At 72.0% G+C, this 19,194-nt stretch carries 19 protein-coding genes; 13 read left to right on the top strand and 6 right to left on the bottom strand.

What is annotated here, in order from left to right:
* The first annotated feature begins 68 nt into the window (after nt 1-68).
* The 3 genes from AC3CF1_RS27190 to AC3CF1_RS27200 all read left to right on the top strand — a co-directional run bounded on the left by AC3CF1_RS27190 (nt 69) and on the right by AC3CF1_RS27200 (nt 2,904).
* A complete protein-coding gene (locus AC3CF1_RS27190; RefSeq protein WP_488451570.1) occupies nt 69-287 on the top strand; it encodes a DUF3039 domain-containing protein in 219 nt (72 codons plus the stop codon).
* A 40-nt stretch (nt 288-327) separates the two neighbouring features.
* Nucleotides 328-990: a trimeric intracellular cation channel family protein gene (locus AC3CF1_RS27195; protein ID WP_088946801.1), complete on the top strand. Its 663-nt coding sequence runs from the start codon at nt 328-330 to the stop codon at nt 988-990.
* A gap of 180 nt (nt 991-1,170) precedes the next feature.
* The gene (locus AC3CF1_RS27200) at nt 1,171-2,904 is read left to right on the top strand and encodes a DEAD/DEAH box helicase (RefSeq protein WP_088946802.1); all 1,734 of its coding nucleotides are present in this window, start codon (nt 1,171-1,173) and stop codon (nt 2,902-2,904) included.
* An 899-nt stretch (nt 2,905-3,803) separates the two neighbouring features.
* Here the strand turns inward: AC3CF1_RS27200 and AC3CF1_RS27205 are convergent.
* Together AC3CF1_RS27205 and AC3CF1_RS27210 are read right to left on the bottom strand one after the other, a co-directional pair.
* Nucleotides 3,804-4,037, bottom strand: coding sequence for a DUF7455 domain-containing protein (locus AC3CF1_RS27205; RefSeq protein WP_030489368.1), 234 nt, complete (start codon nt 4,035-4,037; stop codon nt 3,804-3,806).
* 245 nt (nt 4,038-4,282) lie between these two features.
* Entirely contained in the window at nt 4,283-5,872 is a 1,590-nt protein-coding gene (locus tag AC3CF1_RS27210) for an RNA polymerase sigma factor (RefSeq protein WP_354983911.1), read from the bottom strand.
* A 288-nt stretch (nt 5,873-6,160) separates the two neighbouring features.
* On the opposite strand from AC3CF1_RS27210, the gene AC3CF1_RS27215 reads away from it, so the two are divergent.
* A complete protein-coding gene (locus AC3CF1_RS27215; RefSeq protein WP_354983910.1) occupies nt 6,161-6,982 on the top strand; it encodes an inositol monophosphatase family protein in 822 nt (273 codons plus the stop codon).
* A gap of 24 nt (nt 6,983-7,006) precedes the next feature.
* On the opposite strand, the gene AC3CF1_RS27220 is transcribed toward AC3CF1_RS27215, so the two are convergent.
* Nucleotides 7,007-7,522 (bottom strand): LytR C-terminal domain-containing protein, encoded by a 516-nt coding sequence (locus tag AC3CF1_RS27220; RefSeq protein WP_172862169.1) that lies wholly within the window; start codon nt 7,520-7,522, stop codon nt 7,007-7,009.
* A gap of 433 nt (nt 7,523-7,955) precedes the next feature.
* Between AC3CF1_RS27220 and AC3CF1_RS27225 the strand changes: the two genes are divergently transcribed.
* Together AC3CF1_RS27225 and AC3CF1_RS27230 are read left to right on the top strand one after the other, a co-directional pair.
* Nucleotides 7,956-8,252, top strand: coding sequence for a DUF4193 domain-containing protein (locus tag AC3CF1_RS27225; protein ID WP_007075406.1), 297 nt, complete (start codon nt 7,956-7,958; stop codon nt 8,250-8,252).
* A 116-nt stretch (nt 8,253-8,368) separates the two neighbouring features.
* Nucleotides 8,369-9,193: a hypothetical protein gene (locus AC3CF1_RS27230; protein ID WP_099851418.1), complete on the top strand. Its 825-nt coding sequence runs from the start codon at nt 8,369-8,371 to the stop codon at nt 9,191-9,193.
* 19 nt (nt 9,194-9,212) lie between these two features.
* Here AC3CF1_RS27230 and AC3CF1_RS27235 read toward each other — a convergent pair whose 3' ends face one another.
* A complete protein-coding gene (locus AC3CF1_RS27235; RefSeq protein ID WP_354983909.1) occupies nt 9,213-9,740 on the bottom strand; it encodes a DUF3093 domain-containing protein in 528 nt (175 codons plus the stop codon).
* A gap of 90 nt (nt 9,741-9,830) precedes the next feature.
* Between AC3CF1_RS27235 and dut the strand changes: the two genes are divergently transcribed.
* From dut to AC3CF1_RS27255, 4 genes are all read left to right on the top strand, one after another.
* Nucleotides 9,831-10,367: a dUTP diphosphatase gene (gene dut, locus AC3CF1_RS27240; RefSeq protein WP_210792315.1), complete on the top strand. Its 537-nt coding sequence runs from the start codon at nt 9,831-9,833 to the stop codon at nt 10,365-10,367.
* Between the two features lie 25 nt (nt 10,368-10,392).
* Nucleotides 10,393-11,055 (top strand): DUF3710 domain-containing protein, encoded by a 663-nt coding sequence (locus AC3CF1_RS27245; RefSeq protein ID WP_354983908.1) that lies wholly within the window; start codon nt 10,393-10,395, stop codon nt 11,053-11,055.
* 114 nt (nt 11,056-11,169) lie between these two features.
* Nucleotides 11,170-11,550: an OB-fold nucleic acid binding domain-containing protein gene (locus tag AC3CF1_RS27250; protein ID WP_088951536.1), complete on the top strand. Its 381-nt coding sequence runs from the start codon at nt 11,170-11,172 to the stop codon at nt 11,548-11,550.
* Between the two features lie 25 nt (nt 11,551-11,575).
* Nucleotides 11,576-12,259, top strand: a complete 684-nt coding sequence (locus AC3CF1_RS27255; RefSeq protein WP_088946810.1) for a DUF3159 domain-containing protein — start codon at nt 11,576-11,578, stop codon at nt 12,257-12,259.
* Nucleotides 12,260-12,276: 17 nt separating this feature from the next.
* Here AC3CF1_RS27255 and AC3CF1_RS27260 read toward each other — a convergent pair whose 3' ends face one another.
* Nucleotides 12,277-12,966, bottom strand: a complete 690-nt coding sequence (locus tag AC3CF1_RS27260; RefSeq protein ID WP_099851425.1) for a potassium channel family protein — start codon at nt 12,964-12,966, stop codon at nt 12,277-12,279.
* Nucleotides 12,967-12,969: 3 nt separating this feature from the next.
* Nucleotides 12,970-13,635 (bottom strand): potassium channel family protein, encoded by a 666-nt coding sequence (locus tag AC3CF1_RS27265; protein WP_355161928.1) that lies wholly within the window; start codon nt 13,633-13,635, stop codon nt 12,970-12,972.
* 163 nt (nt 13,636-13,798) lie between these two features.
* Between AC3CF1_RS27265 and AC3CF1_RS27270 the strand changes: the two genes are divergently transcribed.
* From AC3CF1_RS27270 to dxs, 3 genes are all read left to right on the top strand, one after another.
* Nucleotides 13,799-15,886, top strand: coding sequence for an APC family permease (locus AC3CF1_RS27270; RefSeq protein WP_354983907.1), 2,088 nt, complete (start codon nt 13,799-13,801; stop codon nt 15,884-15,886).
* 31 nt (nt 15,887-15,917) lie between these two features.
* Nucleotides 15,918-17,153 (top strand): class I SAM-dependent RNA methyltransferase, encoded by a 1,236-nt coding sequence (locus AC3CF1_RS27275; protein WP_355161932.1) that lies wholly within the window; start codon nt 15,918-15,920, stop codon nt 17,151-17,153.
* Nucleotides 17,154-17,234: 81 nt separating this feature from the next.
* The gene (gene dxs, locus AC3CF1_RS27280) at nt 17,235-19,181 is read left to right on the top strand and encodes a 1-deoxy-D-xylulose-5-phosphate synthase (RefSeq protein ID WP_488451571.1); all 1,947 of its coding nucleotides are present in this window, start codon (nt 17,235-17,237) and stop codon (nt 19,179-19,181) included.
* Nucleotides 19,182-19,194 lie beyond the last annotated feature (13 nt).

Below are 19,194 nucleotides of genomic sequence, written 5' to 3' on the forward strand. Positions count from 1 at the left end.
GGCATGGGCCGGCCTCAAGTGGACCCGGCCGTGATGACCTGCCAAACTTGTCGGTTGGAGGTGCAGACGTGAGCACAGAGGTTCTCGAGCGTCCGGAGCTGAAGGACGCCGACACCGGTCCCGAGATGTTCCACTACGTCCGCAAGGAGAAGATCGCCGAAAGTGCCGTCATGGGCACCTACGTCGTCGCGCTCTGCGGCGAGACGTTCCCGGTCACCAAGGCGGCCAAGCCGGGTTCTCCGGTCTGCCCCCAGTGCAAGGAGATCTACGACTCGTACCGCGAGTGAACCTCGGCCGGTGCTCCGGCCGGCGACGTAGCCTGCGGCGGTGACCACCTCCACCGCCCTGCTCCTCGCCGACCTGACCGGGGTGGCGGTGTTCGCCGCGTCCGGGGCGTCGGCAGCGGTGGCGAAGCGACTGGACCTGTTCGGCGTCGCTTTCGTCGGTTTCGTGGCCGCCCTCGGCGGCGGGATCTTCCGGGACCTGGTCATCGACGAGGTGCCGCCGCTGGCCTTCGCCGACTGGCGGTACGCGGCCACCGCCGCGATCACCGCCCTCGCCGTCTTCTGGCTGCACCCGCAACTGGCCCGACTGCGCACCACCGTCCTGGTGCTGGACGCGGCGGGCCTGGCACTGTTCACCGTGACCGGCACGCTCAAGGCACTCGACGCCCGGGTGCCAGCGGTCGGTGCCTGCCTGATCGGCATGCTCACCGCCATCGGCGGCGGGCTCGGCCGCGATCTGCTCACCGCCGAGATCCCCGTCGTGCTGCGTCGGGAGATCTACGCCCTCGCCGCGCTGGCCGGCTCGGTGCTGGTGGTGCTGCTCTACGTGACCGGGCAGACCGGGCCCGTACCGCTCACCGCCGCTGCCGCCCTGGTCTTCGGGCTACGTCTGATCGCGTTGCGTCGGCGCTGGTCCGCGCCGGTGGCGACACTGCGCCCGCCGCGTGCCGATGGGGCGGATCCCCGCGCCGACCGGGAGTGGTGAGGCCATCCGCGCCAGGGTGGCGAATGTGACCAGCGTGGCGTCGCCTGGGCCGTGGGGCTCGCGCTGGTTATGCTGAGTCGGCCTTCGCGGCAGCTTCTGCGCGGAGGCGTTTTCATGGGCGGCGGTCATCGTGGCCCTCGCCCCGGGTCCGCCGTCGTGCGGTCGGAGAGGAGCTTTCGCGTGGCAGCCCGGACGCCGGTGCTCGAGACGTTCCCGGCACTACGCGCCTGGCAGCGCAAAGCCCTGGTGGAATACCTGCGCCGGCGCACCGAGGACTTCACAGCGGTCGCCACGCCGGGCGCCGGCAAGACCACCTTCGCCCTGCGGATCGCGGCCGAGCTGCTCGGTGACGGCACCGTGGAGGCGGTCACCGTGGTCGCCCCGACCGAGCACCTGAAGAACCAGTGGGCCGACGCCGCGGCCCGGGTCGGCATCCAGCTCGACGCCGCTTTCCGCAACGCCGACGTGCACTCCGCAGCCGACTTCCACGGCGCGGTGGTCACCTACGCCCAGGTGGGCATGGCACCGCAGGTGCATCGGCGACGCACCATGACCAGACGCACCCTGGTCATCCTCGACGAGATCCACCACGCGGGCGACTCCCGGTCCTGGGGAGACGGCGTGAAGAACGCCTTCGACCCCGCCGTACGCCGGCTGATGCTCACCGGGACGCCGTTCCGCTCCGACGACAACCCGATCCCGTTCGTCAGCTACGAGCGGGGCGGGGACGGGCTGCTGCGCTCACGTGCCGACTCCGTGTACGGCTACTCCGACGCCCTGCGCGACGGCGTGGTCCGGCCGGTGCTCTTCCTGGCGTACTCCGGCGAGACCCGTTGGCGGACCAACGCGGGGGAGGAGCTGGCCGCCCGCCTCGGTGAACCGATGACGCAGGACCTGGTGGCACAGGCGTGGCGTACCGCCCTGGACCCGGCCGGGGACTGGATGCCGCAGGTGCTGCGCGCCGCCGACGCCCGACTGACCGTGCTGCGCAACGCGGGCATGGCCGACGCCGGTGGTCTGATCATCGCCACCGACCAGCAGACCGCCCGTTCGTACGCCAAGCTGATCGAGCAGGTGACCGGCGAGAAGGCCGCCGTGGTGCTCTCCGACGACCAGGGCGCGTCCGCGCGGATCGCGACGTTCGCGGCGTCCGACCAGCGATGGCTGGTCGCGGTGCGGATGGTGTCCGAGGGTGTCGACATCCCCCGACTGGCGGTCGGCGTCTACGCCACCAGCGCCAGCACGCCGCTCTACTTCGCCCAGGCGATCGGCCGGTTCGTGCGAGCCCGCCGGCCCGGTGAGACCGCGTCGGTCTTCCTGCCCAGCGTGCCCCACCTGCTCGGCCTGGCCAGCGAGATGGAGACCGAACGGGACCACGTCCTCGGCAAACCCAAGGAATCCGACGGGCTCGACGACGATCTGCTGGAACGGGCGCAGCGCGACGACCAGGCCAGCGGCGAGTTGGAGAAGCGGTTCGCCGCGCTCTCGGCCACCGCCGAACTGGACCAGGTGATCTTCGACGGCGCGTCGTTCGGCACCGCGGCCCAGGCCGGCACCCCGGAGGAAGAGGAATACCTCGGCCTGCCCGGCCTGCTCACCGCCGACCAGGTGTCGCTGCTGCTGACCAAGCGGCAGGCCGCACAACTCGCCGCCCAACGCCGCCGTACCGCCGACGGGGCCGCTCAGCCGGCCTCTGCGCCCACGGCGGCGCCACCGGCACCCATGAGCGCCGCTCAGCGTCGCGTGGCGCTCCGGCGCCAACTGAACGCCCTGGTGGCCGCTCGCCACCATCGCACCGGCCAGCCGCACGGCAAGATCCACGCCGAGCTGCGCCGGCTCTGCGGCGGCCCTCCGAGCGCCCAGGCCACCATCGAGCAGCTCGAGGAACGCATCGCGACCGTCCAGACCCTCTAGACCTGCCGCATCGGCGATGCCTGCGGCCGAGGTCTGCGGTCGGGTCTGCGGCCGTGCTTGCTTCCGGCGTGATCCATTCGGTTTCCTTGAAAACGCGGTATTCGAGCGCGGCGGAAAGCGCGACTTCCGTGAAGTCGAGTGGATCACGGGCTGCCTGGGGTGAGACCGAGGTTTACGTGCCCGGGACGCCCGCGCGGGCCCTCTGCGGAGCGTCCTACTTCAAGATCGCGCAGTAACCGGGATGTAGTGGCATCGGCGCGTCGATGAGGCCACTACATCCTGGTTCGAGCACGATCTTGGGCGCGGGGCGCGGGGCGCGGGGCGCGGGGCGCGGGGCGCGGGGCGCGGGGCGCGGGGCGCGGGGCGCGGGGCGCGGGGCGCGGGGCGCGCGGGGCGCGGGGCGCGGAGCGCGAAGATCCGCACAGTTTCGGGGAAGTTGCTGCCTCGCGGGCGCCGGAGGCAGCAACTTCCCCGAAGTAGTGCGGATCTTGGCCGCACTCCGGCGGCGTGCGTTCCCTGGGGCCGGCGCGGGCAAGCGCGCGGGCGGGGCAAGCGCAACGGGAGGTGGGGCGAGCGCGCGGCATGGGTGGGGCGAGCGCGCGGCATGGGTGGGGCGAGCGCGCGGCATGGGCGGGGCGAGCGCGCGGCATGGGCGGGCGAGCGCATGAGCACGGGCGGGGCAAGCGCGGGGGGCAAGCGCACCGGGCGGAGGCAAGCGCGGGGCGGGCAAGCGCACGGGCGGGGCAAGTGCACGGGCGGGGCAAGCGCGGGGCGGGCAAGCGCACCGGGCGGGGCAAGTGCGGGCGAGGGCGATGGCCGGGCCGAGGTGGTTTGGGTAGCGAAAAGCCGACCGGAGACACCCTCGGGGTGCCTCCGGCCGGCTATGTCGGTTTGCGGATTTAGTTCGCCATCAGATCGGCGCCACGCCAGCTGAAATCGGGCTCCGTCGCGAACCGCTCGGTGATCTTCACGAGATCCTCCGCGTACTTGTTCGCATGGTGCCCGCAGAACACCAGCTCACTCCCACCCGTCAGGGTGATCCGGAGCTTCCCGGCAGCATTGCAGCGGTCGCACCGTTCATCGGCGGCTGGGGGAGCCGCCGTCACGGGCGGCGGCGTGAGGGTCGGGGTCATCGCCTTCCTCCTCTGGTCGTCACCGATGAACAATCTCTTCGGTCGTTGCTCACCTATGGTGCAACACCCTTACTAGGCACTGCCTTCCCTGTGTGCCCGCGGGGGACCGAGGTCACACCTGGCAGGGACAGTGTGCCGTGCACCCAGGGTGCCACGTCAACGATCACATTCGTGCATCCGGACGATCACCATCTGGTGTTGCACACCAGGTGGTCAAAACGACACGTTCGGTTGACGAAACCCGCTCAGTCCAGGTAATCCCGGAGGACCTGCGACCGGGACGGGTGACGCAGTTTGGACATCGTCTTGGACTCGATCTGCCGGATCCGCTCCCGGGTCACCCCGTAGACCTGGCCGATCTCGTCCAGCGTCCGCGGCTGACCGTCGGTCAGGCCGAAGCGCAGGCGTACCACACCCGCCTCACGCTCGGAGAGCGTCTGCAACACCTGCTGGAGCTGGTCCTGCAGGAGCGAGAACGAAACCGCGTCAACCGCGACCACGGCCTCGGAGTCCTCGATGAAGTCACCGAGCTGGCTGTCGCCCTCGTCGCCGATGGTCTGGTCCAGTGAGATGGGCTCCCGAGCGTACTGCTGGATCTCCAGCACCTTCTCGGGTGTGATGTCCATCTCCTTGGCCAGCTCCTCCGGAGTGGGCTCGCGGCCCAGGTCCTGGAGCAGCTCACGCTGTATGCGGCCAAGCTTGTTGATGACCTCGACCATGTGCACCGGGATGCGGATGGTGCGGGCCTGGTCGGCCATCGCGCGGGTGATCGCCTGCCGGATCCACCAGGTGGCGTACGTGGAGAACTTGTAGCCCTTGGTGTAATCGAACTTCTCCACCGCGCGGATCAGGCCGAGGTTGCCCTCCTGGATCAGGTCGAGGAACGCCATTCCACGGCCCGTGTACCTCTTGGCCAGCGACACCACCAGTCGGAGGTTCGCCTCCAGGAGGTGGTTCTTGGCCCGCTCGCCGTCGCGGGAGATCCAGCCCAGGTCACGGACCATGTCACGGACGAGCTTCTCCTCGCCCTCGTCGGCCGCGCGCAGCCGCTCGGCGGCGTAGAGCCCGGCCTCGATCCGCTTGGCCAGCTCCACCTCCTGCTCGGCGTTGAGCAGCGGAACCTTGCCGATCTGCTTCAGGTATGCGCGGACCGAGTCGGCGGAGGCGGTCAGCTCGGCGTCGCGCCGGGCCTGCTTGAGGGCCTCGGACTCCTCGTCGTCCCACTCGAAGTCGTTGTCGGTCGCCGAGGCGGCGGCGTCGGTCTCGGCGGCCTGGGCCAGCTCGGCCGGCTCCTCGACCACCACGTCCTCGATGGCGGCGGCCAGCTCCTCCGGGTCGATCTCACCCTCGGCGCCCTCGCCCTTGGCCTTGGTGCCGGCCTTGGCGCCAGCGGCGGCGACCGTGGCCTTGGTGGCCCGGGTCGACTTGGTGGCCTTCGCCGGCGTCGCACCGCCCTCGGCGGGGGTGGCCTTGCGGGCGGCCACCTTGCGCGGGGCAGGCGCGGACGGCGCGTCGTCGGAGGCGGGCGACTGCTTCGGGGCGGGCGCCGCGGCCTTCTTGGTGGTCTTGGCAGTGGTGGCCCGGGACGCCGGCGTGGTCGAACGGGCCGCGGCGACGCGGCGGCGGGTGCTCGCCGAGCCGTCCACCACCACGGTCACTCCCGCCTCGGAGAGCGCCCGCAGAATCTTCTTGGCCTGGGCCGGAGTCACCTCGGCGGACTCGACGGTGCGCGCGAGCTGGGCCGACGTGAGCTGACCACCGGCGCTCTGCGCGTGGGCGATCAGGGTGTCGGTGAGCGAGCGAACGTCGGCGCCGGTCTGGCGGGGTTCTGTCACGAATGACCTTCCGGAGGCGAAGAGCGGGCACGGCCGGGTTGTCCGGCACAGCGTGGGGCAACCGGGCCGGGCAGTGTGGTTGAGGGACCCCCGTGTCCCGGACCGGCCGGTGGTCGGCGGTCCGTGGCGCGTGGGCAGGGGTGAATTGTAACGCCGTCTGCCGCGATCTTCCTGCGCCGCACTGCTTAACGGCGGTGGGACCGCCGATTCGGCGCTGATGTGGACTTTGTAAGGATGATACTCGCGCGGGGCGCGGAACGCCCCGGTCGCGTGGAAGGGGACGTTGGGATGGACCGTTCGGCGCCGTCACCTCGGGAACTTTTGGCGGTCGCGCTGGGCGTCGCGCGCGATGCGGCGGCCACCGCGTACCGGATGCGGGTCGAGGGTGTCTCGGTGGCGGCGACCAAGAGCACTGTCACCGACGTTGTCACCGCGGCGGACCGGGCGGTCGAACGGCAGGTGCTCGACGCGCTGAAACAGTTGCGGCCGGACGACGCGGTGCTCGGCGAAGAATACGGCATTCGGGACACCGGGCCGGTCGCGCCGGGCGGGGTGCGCTGGATCGTCGACCCGATCGACGGCACCGTCAACTACCTCTACGGGCTGCCGTACAGCGCGGTGTCGCTGGCCGCCGAGGTGGACGGGGTGGTGGTCGCCGGCGTGGTGCGCAACGTGAACACCGGCGAGGAGTGGACGGCCACAGTCGGGGGCGGGGCCTGGCGCGACGGTGTCCGGTTGCGCTGCTCCGGCGAGACTGACCTGGGGCAGGCGCTGGTCGGCACCGGCTTCGGCTACGACGCTGGACGCCGCACGCACCAGGCCCAGGTGGTGGCCGGGCTGATCGCACACGTCCGGGACATCCGTCGGCTCGGTGCCGCCGCGCTGGATCTCTGCCTGGTCGCGGAGGGTCGGCTCGACGCGTACTTCGAGAAGGGCCTCGCGGCCTGGGACCTGGCGGCCGGCGGGCTGGTGGCCGCCGAGGCGGGCGTGCGTGTCGCCGGCCTGGCCGGTGGGCCGCCGGGGCCCGATCTGGTGGTCGCGGCCCCGCCCGCGCTCTTCGGGCCGCTGCATGACCGGCTGGCCGAGCTGGATGCCGCCGGCGGGCCCTGAGCGGCCGTCAGGGCGGTCAGGCCGTCACTTGGCGACGGGGGACGGGCAGGAGCCCTTGGGTGCCCGTGGCGCGCCGATGTCACCGAGGGACTGGTTGACCTCGGTCGTGGTGGCGAGCTGCTGGAAGCCGTTGCCCAGCACCACGTCCACGACGTCGTCGGTGCGCTTCTCGTCGTAGCCCGGCACGGCGTTGTTGAGGAAGTACGCCTGCAGCAGGTGCGCGGAGCCGACGCCCTTCGGGCCGTAGCGCAGCACTGCCACGTCGTCGATCCCCTTGGGGTCGTTGCCGACCTTCTTGACCTGGAACTTGCGGTTGCGGAAGTCGTCCGCGACGGTGCCGGCCCGGCCGGGCTCGTCGGTCGCGTTGAACACGTTGATCTTGACGTCCTTGGGCTCGTGCAGTGTCACGTCGGCCAGCGGCCAACCCTCCGGGCAGCCCGCGGCCGTGCCCGCCTTCCCCTGGGTGTCCCGGATGATCGCGGTGACCACGAACGCCAGGGCCAGCACCCCGAGCAGGCCGACGACGACGAGTGCTCGCACTCGCGCAAAACTCATCTGGGCACTCCCGGGACCTCAGGTGGGTGGCGGCAGCCGGCAACGATCAGACTGGCCGCCGGCCGTCGAATACGCCGCTGAGGTTAACGGTTGTCCGGCCGTCGCGTGGAAACAGCCCGACATGCCGGCGCGCCGACCGCGAACCGGGTACTACTACCCCTATCTTCGTGTCGCCTGAATCACATTGGGAACAACTTCGCGTGCGGGGGCGTACATCTCAGCCGCAAGGGCGGTATACATGCCTCGCCCAAGGGGGGGTAAGGTTCCGCGCTCGCAGGGGAGTCGCCCCAGCGAGCTCGACCCGTTCGGTCCTCGGGTCGGGTGCCCGACACAAGTGGTGGCCGGCCAGCGGAACCGAAACAGCGTCGTCCGGCGTTACAACCGGAAGCGACAACATCGATATGGGAGAGTGAAACCGATGGCCACCGACTACGACGCCCCGCGTCGCGACGAGGTCGACCTCGGCGAGGACAGCCTGGAAGAGCTCAAGGCACGGCGCGTCGACTCACAGTCGGGCGCGGTGGACGTCGACGAGGCCGAGGTGGCCGAGAGCTTCGAGCTGCCCGGTGCCGATCTGGCCGACGAGGAGCTCACGGTCAAGGTGCTTCCGATGCAGCAGGACGAGTTCCGGTGCGCCCGCTGCTTCCTGGTACATCACCGTAGCCAGCTGGCAGTCGAGCGTAACGGCGAGTTGATCTGCCGCGAGTGCGTCTGACAACCACGACACCGGCGGCGGCCTCCTGAACGGGGCCGCCGCTGCTGGTGTAGGCGTGCGCCGGTAGTGGGTACCTGCTTGACTCGTAGCGGGTAGCCACAGCACCGGGAGGTCCGATGAGCGATCGAGGCGGCACCACCGACGATGGCACGGGCAGCCTCGGTGCCACCGGCGGCACGGACGACCTCGGCGCCACCGTCGCGGCGTTGACCGCGGACGACCTCGCTCCGGCCCGTCGCCGCCAACTGCTGACCCGGATGGTCGGGCAGGCCCGCGCCCGGGGCATCTCCGACCTGTTCAAGCCCCGTGCCGCCGTGCGCTGGATGGTCGACACCGTCACCGAGGTCGCCCCGCACATCCCGGTGCGGGACCTGGCCACCCTGCGCCGGCATTTCCCCGGCCTGGACGATGCCGCCCTGGCCGACCGGCTCATCCGCAACGCGTCCCGGGCCACCGCCGCGATCGGCGCGGCCGGCGGGGGAGTCGCCGCCGTCGAGTGGACGGTCGCCCCTACCCTGCTCTCCGCGCCGGTGCTGCTCGCCGCCGAGACCGTCGCCGTGGTGTCGGTGGAACTGAAACTGGTCGGTGAGCTGCACGAGGTCCACGGCGTGGCGCTACCGGAGGGCGGCAGCCAACGGGCGGTCGCCCTGGTGCACTCCTGGGCCACCCAGCGTGGGGTCAACCCGATGGTGCCCGGCGTGGGGGTGGGCGCGGTGCTCGGCACCGCGGCCCGCAAGGAACTGCGGGACATGCTGCTGCGGCGTTTCGGTCGCAACCTCACCACGCTCGGGCCGTTCCTGACCGGCGCGGCCGTGGCCAGCTTCCTCAACCGCCGGGCCACCCAGCAGATGGCCGAGCAGCTTCAGGTGGACCTGCGCCGGCGGGGCATCGCCCGACCCGCGCCACCGGCAGCCCTGCCCGGCCCACCGACCGGCACCTGACCGGGTCGGCGGCGTCGGATCAGCCCTGCTCACCCGTGGTGGGTCGGGAGAGCGCCAGAGCGTCCCGCGCGGCCAGCACCGCCTCCGCCAGCTCGACGGGGTGCCGCGTGCTCACCACCCAGAACGGGGTCGGATCGGCCGGGTCGTCGAGCACCACCTGCACGGCGCCGCCGATCCACGGCCGCTGCACCACGAAGGCGAGCGGGTCCGCGCCGACCCCGAGCACCTCACGGCGGCCGGCCGCGTCCAGCGGCACCACGTCGGCCACGAAGCGGACCGGCAGGCGGGCGTCGTCCACCCGCAGCTCGGAGTCGGCGACCCCGATCCGGATCCGGCCGAGCCACCACAGCCCTGCCGCGGTGAGGGGCAGCAGCACGACGAACGGCAGCCAGGCGCGCACGCCGGCGGCGCCCATCCAGATCTCGACGGCCAGCAGCGCGGCGGCCACCAGCCCGCCCAGCCACAACCACCAGGGCAGATCCAACCGTTCGGCGTACGCCGGGCGGGCGTCGACCGGCGGCTGATCGGCGGAGGGAGAGGGCGACATGCTCACTCCTGCGAGGGTACGGCGCACGGCGGCTCGGCGAACCGGCAGGATGGCAGGGTCACCCCGAGAACCGGACGGAAGAGGGGACCCGTGACCGACGTCGTACCCGTGCCCGTGCAGCTGCTCGACTCCGAGCTGCCGCTGCCCACGTACGCCCATCCCGGCGACGCCGGGGCCGACCTGGTGGCGGCCGCGGACGTGGAACTGCCGCCCGGTGGCCGTGCCCTGGTGCCCACCGGCGTGGCCATCGCGCTGCCGGAGGGGTACGTGGGTCTGGTCCATCCCCGTTCCGGTCTGGCGGCCAGGCTCGGCGTGACGGTGCTCAACGCGCCCGGTACGGTCGACGCCGGCTACCGGGGTGAGATCCTGGTCAACCTGATCAACCATGATCGGGATGTGCCGGCGAAGATCTCCCGCGGCGACCGGATCGCGCAGCTCGTGGTCCAGCAGGTCGCACGGGTGCGGTTCGAGCCGGTGGTCGAGCTGCCCACGTCCCGGCGTGGGGTCGGCGGGCACGGGTCGACCGGCGGGCACGCCGGGCTGGTGCCGTCGCCGACGGGCCAGGACCGGGTCGAGCGGCGGCCAGACGAGCCGGGCCGCGGGCAGACGGAAGAGGTGGCAGGGTGAGTGTGAACAGCGGAGGGCAGGCGCAGTGATCTTCTCCCGAAAGCGGGCCGACGCCGAGCGGCAGACCCGTGACGAGCGGGCCACCCAGGTCCCCGACCAGGGCGATGCGGCGCCGACGTTGGAGCGCGGCCCGTACGACATCTCCGAGAGCTACGACGACGTGCAGCGACTCGACCTGGGCAGCCTGCACATCCCGGCGATCGCCGACGTCGAGGTGCGGGTGCAGGCCGACCCGCAGGGTGTGGTCCAGCAGGTGGTGCTGGTGCATGGCGACAACGCACTCCAGCTGGGCGTCTTCGCCGCCCCCCGGTCCGAGGGGATCTGGGGCGAGGTGCGCGAGGAGATTCGGCAGTCCCTGCTGCGCGACGGCGCGAGCGCGCAGGAGGTCGAGGGCGAGTACGGCCCGGAGCTGCACGCCCAGGTGAACACCCCGGACGGCCCGACGAACCTGCGGTTCGTCGGCATCGACGGGCCGCGCTGGATGGTCCGCGGGGTGTTCCAGGGCCCGGTGGCCACCAACCCGGCCGTGGCCGGGCCGCTGGTGGAGTGCCTGGACGGCCTGGTGGTCGACCGTGGCCAGGAGGCCAAGCCGGTCCGTGAGCCGCTGCCGCTGCGGCTGCCCCGCGAGATCGCCGACCAGGCCGACGCCGAGGCGGGCGCCGCCGACGCCGAGCCGCGCCAGGTCTGACCCGCGCGCACCGGCCCGCCGGAACCAGCCCCGTCGGCGTACGCTGGCGGCACGGTTCCGGCGCCGCCGGTGCCGGCCGGGGACGGCGAGCGTGGAGAGGGTGACGCGGAGGTCATGACGACCGACGAGGGCCGGGTGTCGCTGCGGCGCATCCTGCAACGGTTCACCGCCAGCGAGGCCGAGATAGACGCGCAGGAGCTGCGGCGCGAGAGCGCCCAGTGCGGCGGGATCCCGGCACAGCAGTGCTCCCGGGGTCAGCTGGTGTCGGTCGCCGGTCGGCTGCGCACGGTGGTCTACACGCCGCGCACCAACCTGCCCACCCTGGAGGCCGACCTGTATGACGGCAGCGACGTGGTCACCCTGGTCTGGTTGGGTCGACGGCACATCGCCGGGATCGAGCCGGGCCGGCACCTGACCGCCCGTGGCCGGGTGGCGGTGCGCGACGAGCGCAAGGTCATCTACAACCCCTACTACGAGCTGGACTCGCCGAAGTGACGGCGTTGCGGACGGAAGGCCGGCGATGACGACGGGACAGCACCGGGCGGCGCAGCCGGAGACCGGCCCTCCGGAGGAGGAGCCGCTGCCGACGATCGCCGAGCAGATGGCCGACCAGCTCGGCGGCTGGCGGGGGCTGGTCGAGTCGAGCATCCCGGTCGTGGTCTTCGTTCTCGCCAACGTCATCGGCGAGCTGCGACCGGCGGTGATCGCCTCGGTCTCCGTCGCGCTGCTGATCGCCGGGCTGCGGCTGGCCCAGCGTCGGCCGATCCGGCATGCCATCAACGGGCTGTTCGGCGTCGGCGTCGGCGCGGCCATCGCCTGGCGCACCGGCGACGAGCGCGATTTCTACCTTCCCGGCATCCTCTACGGCATCGGGTACGGCGTCGCCCTGCTGATCTCGGCGGCGATCCGGCAGCCGCTGGTGGGCTGGATCTGGTCGGTGCTGGTCGCCAAGGGCCGCTCGGAATGGCGCACCGACCCGAAGCTGGTGCGCACCTTCACTCAGCTCACCGTGCTCTGGGGCGTGGTCTGGTTGGCCAAGGTGGGCGTGCAGGCCGGGCTCTACCTGGCCCATCAGGACACCGCGCTGGGCGTGGCCCGGCTGGCGCTGGGCTACCCGCCGTACGCGCTGCTGCTGCTGATCACGGTCTGGACGGTGCGCCGGGTCACCCGGGAGTCGTCGCCGACCCCGCTGCCCGGCGCCTGACCGAACGGCCCGTCGGCTCAGCGTGAGCCGCGGGTCCGCTCGACGCTGTCCGGCCCGAGGATCACCGCGCGGACCTGGTCCTCCACCTCGGCGGTGCAGACGAAGATCAGCTCGTCGCCGGCCTCGATCGGGTCGTCCGGGCTGGGCACCAGGACCCGCTTGCCACGCAGGATCGCCACCAGCGCGGAGTCGCGGGGCAGCGGCACGGCGTGGATCGGCTGACCGACGTAGGGCGCGGTCGGCGGCAGGGTGATCTCGACCAGGTTCGCCTCACCCTGGCGGAAGGTCATCAGCCGGACCAGGTCGCCGACGGTGACCGCCTCCTCGACCAGAGCGGCCATCACCCGCGGCTTGCTCACCGCGACGTCGACGCCCCACTGCTCGGTGAACAGCCACTCGTTCTCGGCCCGGTTGACCCGGGCCACCACGCGCGGCACCGCGAACTCGGTCTTGGCCAACAGCGACAGCACCAGGTTGGTCTTGTCGTCGCCGGTCGCCGCGACCACCACGTCACACCCGGCGACGTTGGCCTCCTCCAGGCTGGCCACCTCGCACGCGTCGGCGAGCACCCACTCGGCCGCCGGCACCCGGTCCGGGCGCAGCATCTTGGGCTGGCGTTCGATCAGCATCACCTGGTGGCCGTTGTCGATCAGCTCCTGGGCGATCGAGCGGCCCACGTTGCCCGCGCCCGCGATGGCGACCCGCATGGCTCAGTGCCCCCCTTCCGGCGGCGCCGCCGCCACCGACGTGACCGTCGCCACGATGTCATCGCTGACCAGCATGAACACCTGGTCACCCTCCTGTACGACGGTGGAGCCGGTGGGCAGCGTGCCGATGCCGAAGCGGATCAGGTAGGCGATCCGTGCGCCGGACGCCTCCTCCAGGGTGCGCACCGACCGGCCGATCCAGTCCTTGTGGACCGGCACCTCGACGATCGACACGGTGCTCGTGGGGTCGCGGAAGATCTCCACGTTGCCCTCCGGCACCAGGTGCCGCAGCATCCGGTCGGCAGTCCAGCGCACTGTCGCGACGGTGGGGATGCCCAGCCGCTCGTAGACCTGCGCCCGGCGCTGGTCGTAGATGCGGGCGGCGACCCGGGACACGCCGAACGTCTCGCGGGCCAGCCGCGCCGAGATGATGTTGGAGTTGTCGCCGCTCGACACCGCCGCGAAGGCGTCCGCGCGCTCGATGCCGGCCTGTCGGAGCACCTCGCCGTCGAAGCCGGCCCCGGTCACCGTGATCCCGGCGAAGTCGGGGCCGAGCCGGCGGAAGGCGTCGGCGTCCTGGTCGATCACCGCCACCGAGTGCCCTCGGGACTCCAGGCTGTGGGCGAGGGTCGACCCGACCCGGCCACATCCCATGATCACGACGTGCACGCTGTCCCTCCCAAGGTGCGTACCGCCCCCGCTTCCGGTGGCCTCCGAGTGCGAGCCTGCCACGTCCCGGTGGGAAGCGGGGACCGACCGTACCCCGTCGTCGTGAGCAGCCGTGATCGCCCACCCCCTCGCCCCCGTCGTGGTGGTCGTACCCTTGGCGTTCGTGGCCAGTCCCACCTCGCTGCTGAAGCGGCTCCTCCTCGGTCGACCGTTCCGGTCCGACCGGCTCCAGCACACCCTCCTGCCGAAGCGCATCGCGCTGCCCGTGTTCGCGTCCGACGCGCTGTCCAGCGTCGCGTACGCGCCCGACGAGATCCTGCTCACCCTGTCCATCGCCGGCGCCTCGGCGTTCCTGTTCTCTCCATGGATCGCGCTGGCAGTGGTCGTCGTGATGCTCACCGTGGTGGCCAGCTACCGGCAGAACGTGCACGCCTACCCGTCCGGCGGTGGCGACTACGAGGTGGCCACTGTCAACCTGGGCCCGAAGTTCGGCGTCGGGGTGGCCAGTGCGCTGCTGGTCGACTACGTGCTCACGGTGGCGGTGTCGGTCTCCTCCGGGGTGGCCAACCTCGGCTCGGTGGTGCCGTTCGTGGCCACCCACAAGGTCCTGATCGCGGTGATCGCGGTGGTGCTGCTGACCGCTGTCAACCTGCGCGGGCTGCGCGAGTCGGGCACGGCGTTCGCCATCCCCACCTACGGTTTCGTGATCGTGATGCTCGGGATGCTGCTCACCGGGCTGTTCCGGGTCTTCGTGCTGGGCGACGACCTCCGTGCCCCGAGCGCCGACCTGGTGATCCAGGCCGAGCACAGCGTGACCGGGTTCGCGCTCATCTTCCTGCTGCTGAGGACGTTCAGCTCGGGCGCCGCCGCGCTCACCGGCGTGGAGGCGATCTCCAACGGTGTGCCGGCGTTCAAGGCGCCGAAGAGCCGCAACGCGGCCACCACCCTGCTGCTGCTCGGCACCATCTCGGTGAGCATGCTGGTCGGGATCATCTGGCTGGCCCGGCTGACCCACCTGCAGTTCGTCGAGGACCCGGCCCTGCAGATCGTCTCCGGCCCCGAGGGGTACGTGCAGAAGACCGTCACCACCCAGCTCGGTGAGACGGTCTTCGGGTCCGGGTCGATCCTGCTCTACGTGCTGGCCGGGGTGACCGCCCTGATCCTGTTCCTGGCCGCGAACACCGCGTTCAACGGGTTCCCGGTGCTCGGTTCGATCCTCGCGCAGGACCGCTACCTGCCCCGCCAGTTCCACACCCGCGGCGACCGGCTGGCGTTCTCCAACGGCATCACCTTCCTCGCCCTCTTCGCGATCGTGCTGATCGTCGGCTTCCAGGCCGAGGTGACGAAGCTGATCCAGCTCTACATCGTCGGGGTCTTCGTCTCGTTCACCGTCTCCCAGGCCGGCATGATCCGGCACTGGAACCGGCACCTGCGGACCGAGCGGGACCCGGAGGCGCGCCGCAAGATGTACCGGTCCCGGGCGATCAACACGTTCGGCATGGGCCTGACCGGCACGGTGCTGGTGATCGTCCTGGTCACGAAGTTCCTGCTCGGCGCCTGGATCGCGATCGCCGCGATGGCGGTGATCTACGTGCTGATGCTGGCCATCCGCCGGCACTACGACCGGATCGCCGTCGAGCTGACCCCGCCGGACGAGGGCCGGGCCACGCTGCCCGCCCGCAACCACGCGATAGTGCTGGTCAGCAAAGTCCACCAGCCGACGCTGCGGGCCATCGCCTACGCCCGGGCCACCCGGCCGGACACGCTGACCGCCGTGACCGTCAACGTGGACGAGAAGGACACCCGGGACCTGCAGGCCGACTGGGAGCGGCGGGAGATGGCCATCCCGCTCACCGTGATCGACTCGCCGTACCGGGAGATCACCCGCCCGATTCTGGACTTCGTCGCCTCCACCCGCCGCAAGTCACCCCGCGACGTGGTCACCGTCTTCATCCCGGAGTACGTGGTCGGCCGCTGGTGGGAGAACCTGCTGCACAACCAGAGCGCCCTGCGCCTCAAGGGCCGGCTGCTCTTCGAACCGGGGGTGATGGTGGTCAGCGTGCCGTGGCAGCTCGCGTCGACAGCGAGCAAGAACCTGGACCGGCTGGACGCCACGCTGTCCCGGACACCGGCGCGGGGGCCGCGCGGCACCGTGCCGCCGCTGGTCTCCGCACCGCCGGTGGTTTCTCCGCCGCCGCCTGGTGAGGGCGGCCCGGCGGACCGCGCAACGGAAGGAAACGGCCGTGACTGAGTCGGGCGGACAGCGAACCGCGACAACCCCGGTGCCACCGGCACCCGAGCGTGGGCTGGCCGAGGCGGAACGGGTCGAGCTGACCGTCGACGCGGTCGCCCCCGGCGGGCACTGCGTGGCACGGGTGGACGGGCAGGTCGTCTTCGTCCGGCACGCGCTGCCCGGTGAACGGGTCATCGCCGAGGTCACCGAGGTGCACCGGGGGTTCGTCCGGGCCGACGCGGTGACGGTGCTGGACCCCTCACCGGACCGGGTCGAGCCGCCCTGCCCGTACGCCAGGCCGGGCGCGTGTGGCGGCTGCGACCTGCAACACGTCGCCCCGGACGCGCAACTGGCCTGGAAGACCGCCGTGGTGCGCGAGCAGCTGGTCCGCCTCGGCGGGCTGACCGACGCCGAGCTGGACCAGCTCGGCATCCGGGTCGAGGCGCTGCCCGGCGGGCTGCTCGGCTGGCGCTCCCGGGTCCGGTACGCCGTGGATGCCGCGGACCGGGCCGGTCTGCTCAAGCACCGGTCGCACGAGGTGGTGCCGATCGACCGCTGCCGGATCGCCCACCCGGCCATCCAGCAGCTGCCGGTGCTCACCGAGCGCTGGCCGGCCGCCGAGGCGGTCGAGACGATCGCCAGCACCGGCGGGGACGTGACCGTCACGGAGATCCGCGACGGGGTGCCCACCCTGGTGAGCGGGCCGGCCGAGGTCCGCGAGGTGGCCGCCGGACGGGACTGGACGCTGCCCGCGTCCGCGTTCTGGCAGGTGCACCCGGCCGCGGCGGACACCCTCTGCGCGGCGGTGCTGGACCTGCTGGACCCACAACCGGGCGAGACCGGATGGGACCTCTACGGCGGCGCTGGGCTGTTCGCCGCGGCCCTCGCCGGACGGGTCGGCGACGCCCGGATCACCCTGGTCGAGTCGAGCCGGGACGGGGTGGACGCGGCCCGGGCCAACCTGGCCGACCTGCCCCAGGTCGAGGTGGTCGCCGCCCGGGTGGAGACCGCGCTGACCCGCCGACGGATCACCGGCCCGGTCGACGTGGTGGTGCTCGACCCGCCGCGCTCCGGCGCGGGCGCCCAGGTGGTGCGTGACATCGTCGCCGCCGGCCCGCGAGCGGTCGCGTACGTGGCCTGTGACCCGGCGGCCTTCGCCCGGGACGTACGCACCTTCACCGAGCTCGGTTGGCGGCTGGCGGCGCTGCGGGGCTTCGACCTGTTCCCGATGACACAGCACGTCGAGCAGGTGGGGCTGCTGCTCCCGCCGCGGATCGCGCTCTGACCAGGGGCTCAGCCGACCCGCACGGCCCGGGCCTCTCGGCCCAGGCTGCGGAGTACCGGGCGGCCGATAGACTCTCCGGTCATGAGTGTTGAAGAGGACACGGCCAACCACGGCCGGCTGCTGGGGACGGTACGCGGTCCGCAGGACGTCAAGCGGATGTCGGGCGAGGAGCTGGACGTCCTCGCCGCCGAGATCCGGGACTTCCTGATCGCCAAGGTCTCCCGCACCGGCGGGCACGTCGGGCCCAACCTCGGTGTGGTCGAGCTGACGCTGGCCATGCACCGCGTCTTCGACTCGCCCCGGGACCGGCTCCTGTTCGACACCGGCCACCAGGCGTACGTGCACAAGATCCTCACCGGACGCCAGGCCGGCTTCGACAAGCTCCGTCAGCGCGGTGGCCTCTCCGGCTACCCCAGCCAGGCGGAGAGCGAGCACGACCTCATCGAGAACTCGCACGCCTCCACCGCGCTCTCCTACGCCGACGGCCTCGCCAAGGCGTACGCGCTGCGGGGTGAGGCCCGCAGCGTCGTGGCCGTGGTCGGCGACGGCGCGCTCACCGGTGGCATGTGCTGGGAGGCGCTGAACAACATCGCCACCGCCGGCAACTCCCTCGTGATCGTGGTCAACGACAACGGCCGGTCCTACTCGCCGACCATCGGCGGGCTGGCCGACCACCTCTCCTCGCTGCGGCTCAACCCCGGCTACGAGAAGGTCCTCGACACCGTCAAGGACGCCCTCGGCTCCACGCCGCTGGTCGGCAAGCCGATGTACGAGGTGCTGCACGCGGTCAAGAAGGGCATCAAGGACGCGGTCGCCCCGCAGGCCATGTTCGAGGACCTGGGCATCAAGTACGTGGGCCCGGTGGACGGGCACGACGTGGCGGCCGTCGAGGCGGCGCTGCGCGCGGCGAAGAACTTCGGCGGCCCGGTGATCGTGCACGCGGTCACCCGCAAGGGCTACGGCTACCGCCCGGCCGAGGAGGACGAGGCGGACTGCCTGCACGGCCCGAGCAGCGCCTTCGACGTCGAGACCGGCGCGCTGCTGGCCGCCCCGTCGGTGAAGTGGACGCACGTGTTCGCCGACGAGCTGCTGGCCGTCGCCGACGAGCGGCCGGACGTGGTGGGCATCACCGCCGCGATGGCCGAGCCGACCGGCATCGCCAAGCTGGCTCGCAAGTACCCCGAGCGGGTGTACGACGTGGGCATCGCCGAGCAGCACGCCGCCACCTCGGCGGCCGGGCTGGCGCTCGGCGGTCTGCACCCGGTTGTCGCGGTCTACGCCACCTTCCTCAACCGCGCCTTCGACCAGGTCCTGCTGGACGTGGCGATGCACAAGCTGCCGGTGACCTTCGTGCTGGACCGGGCGGGCATCACCGGCCCGGACGGCCCCAGCCACTACGGCATCTGGGACATGTCGGTCTTCGGGGTGGTGCCCGGGCTGCGGATCGCCGCTCCCCGAGACGCCGCCACGCTGCGGGAGGAGCTGCGCGAGGCGGTGGCCGTCGACGACGGCCCCACCGTGGTGCGCTTCCCGACCGGCGCGGTCGCCGCGGACCTGCCGGCGCTGCGCCGGGTGGGCCCGGTCGACGTGTTGGCCGAGTCGGCGCGTACCGACGTGCTGCTGGTCGCTGTCGGCTCGTTCGGCCAGCTGGGCATGGAGGTGGCCGCCCGGGTCGCCGAGCAGGGCTACGGCGTCACCGTCGTCGACCCCCGCTGGGTGCGTCCGGTCCCGGCGGAGCTGGTCGACCTGGCCTCCCGCCACCGGCTCGTGGTCAGCGTCGAGGACGGGGTCCGGGTCGGCGGGGTGGGCGACGCGCTCGCCCAGGCCATGCGCGACGCCGATGTCCGGGTGCCGCTCAAGGACCTGGGCGTACCGGCCGAGTGGCACCCGCACGGCACCCGCGCGCAGATCCTCGCGGACCTGGGCCTGACCGCCCAGGACGTGGCGCGCAACGTGACCGGCTGGATCTCCGGCCTGGACGCCACCCCGGACCGCCTCACCCCCAGCGACGCGGCCGCGCAGAACTGACGAAACGACAACG

The organism is Micromonospora sp. MGP-C2 (genome assembly GCF_057766525.1).

Excerpts from the sequence above, each read along its gene's own strand:
- AC3CF1_RS27205 (WP_030489368.1), bottom strand. The coding sequence starts at position 4,037 with ATGACCCCGACCCTCACGCCGCCGCCCGTGACGGCGGCTCCCCCAGCC.
- AC3CF1_RS27215 (WP_354983910.1), top strand. The coding sequence starts at position 6,161 with ATGGACCGTTCGGCGCCGTCACCTCGGGAACTTTTGGCGGTCGCGCTG.
- AC3CF1_RS27225 (WP_007075406.1), top strand. The coding sequence starts at position 7,956 with ATGGCCACCGACTACGACGCCCCGCGTCGCGACGAGGTCGACCTCGGC.
- AC3CF1_RS27230 (WP_099851418.1), top strand. The coding sequence starts at position 8,369 with ATGAGCGATCGAGGCGGCACCACCGACGATGGCACGGGCAGCCTCGGT.
- AC3CF1_RS27235 (WP_354983909.1), bottom strand. The coding sequence starts at position 9,740 with ATGTCGCCCTCTCCCTCCGCCGATCAGCCGCCGGTCGACGCCCGCCCG.
- AC3CF1_RS27250 (WP_088951536.1), top strand. The coding sequence starts at position 11,170 with ATGACGACCGACGAGGGCCGGGTGTCGCTGCGGCGCATCCTGCAACGG.
- AC3CF1_RS27255 (WP_088946810.1), top strand. The coding sequence starts at position 11,576 with ATGACGACGGGACAGCACCGGGCGGCGCAGCCGGAGACCGGCCCTCCG.
- AC3CF1_RS27260 (WP_099851425.1), bottom strand. The coding sequence starts at position 12,966 with ATGCGGGTCGCCATCGCGGGCGCGGGCAACGTGGGCCGCTCGATCGCC.
- dxs (WP_488451571.1), top strand. The coding sequence starts at position 17,235 with ATGAGTGTTGAAGAGGACACGGCCAACCACGGCCGGCTGCTGGGGACG.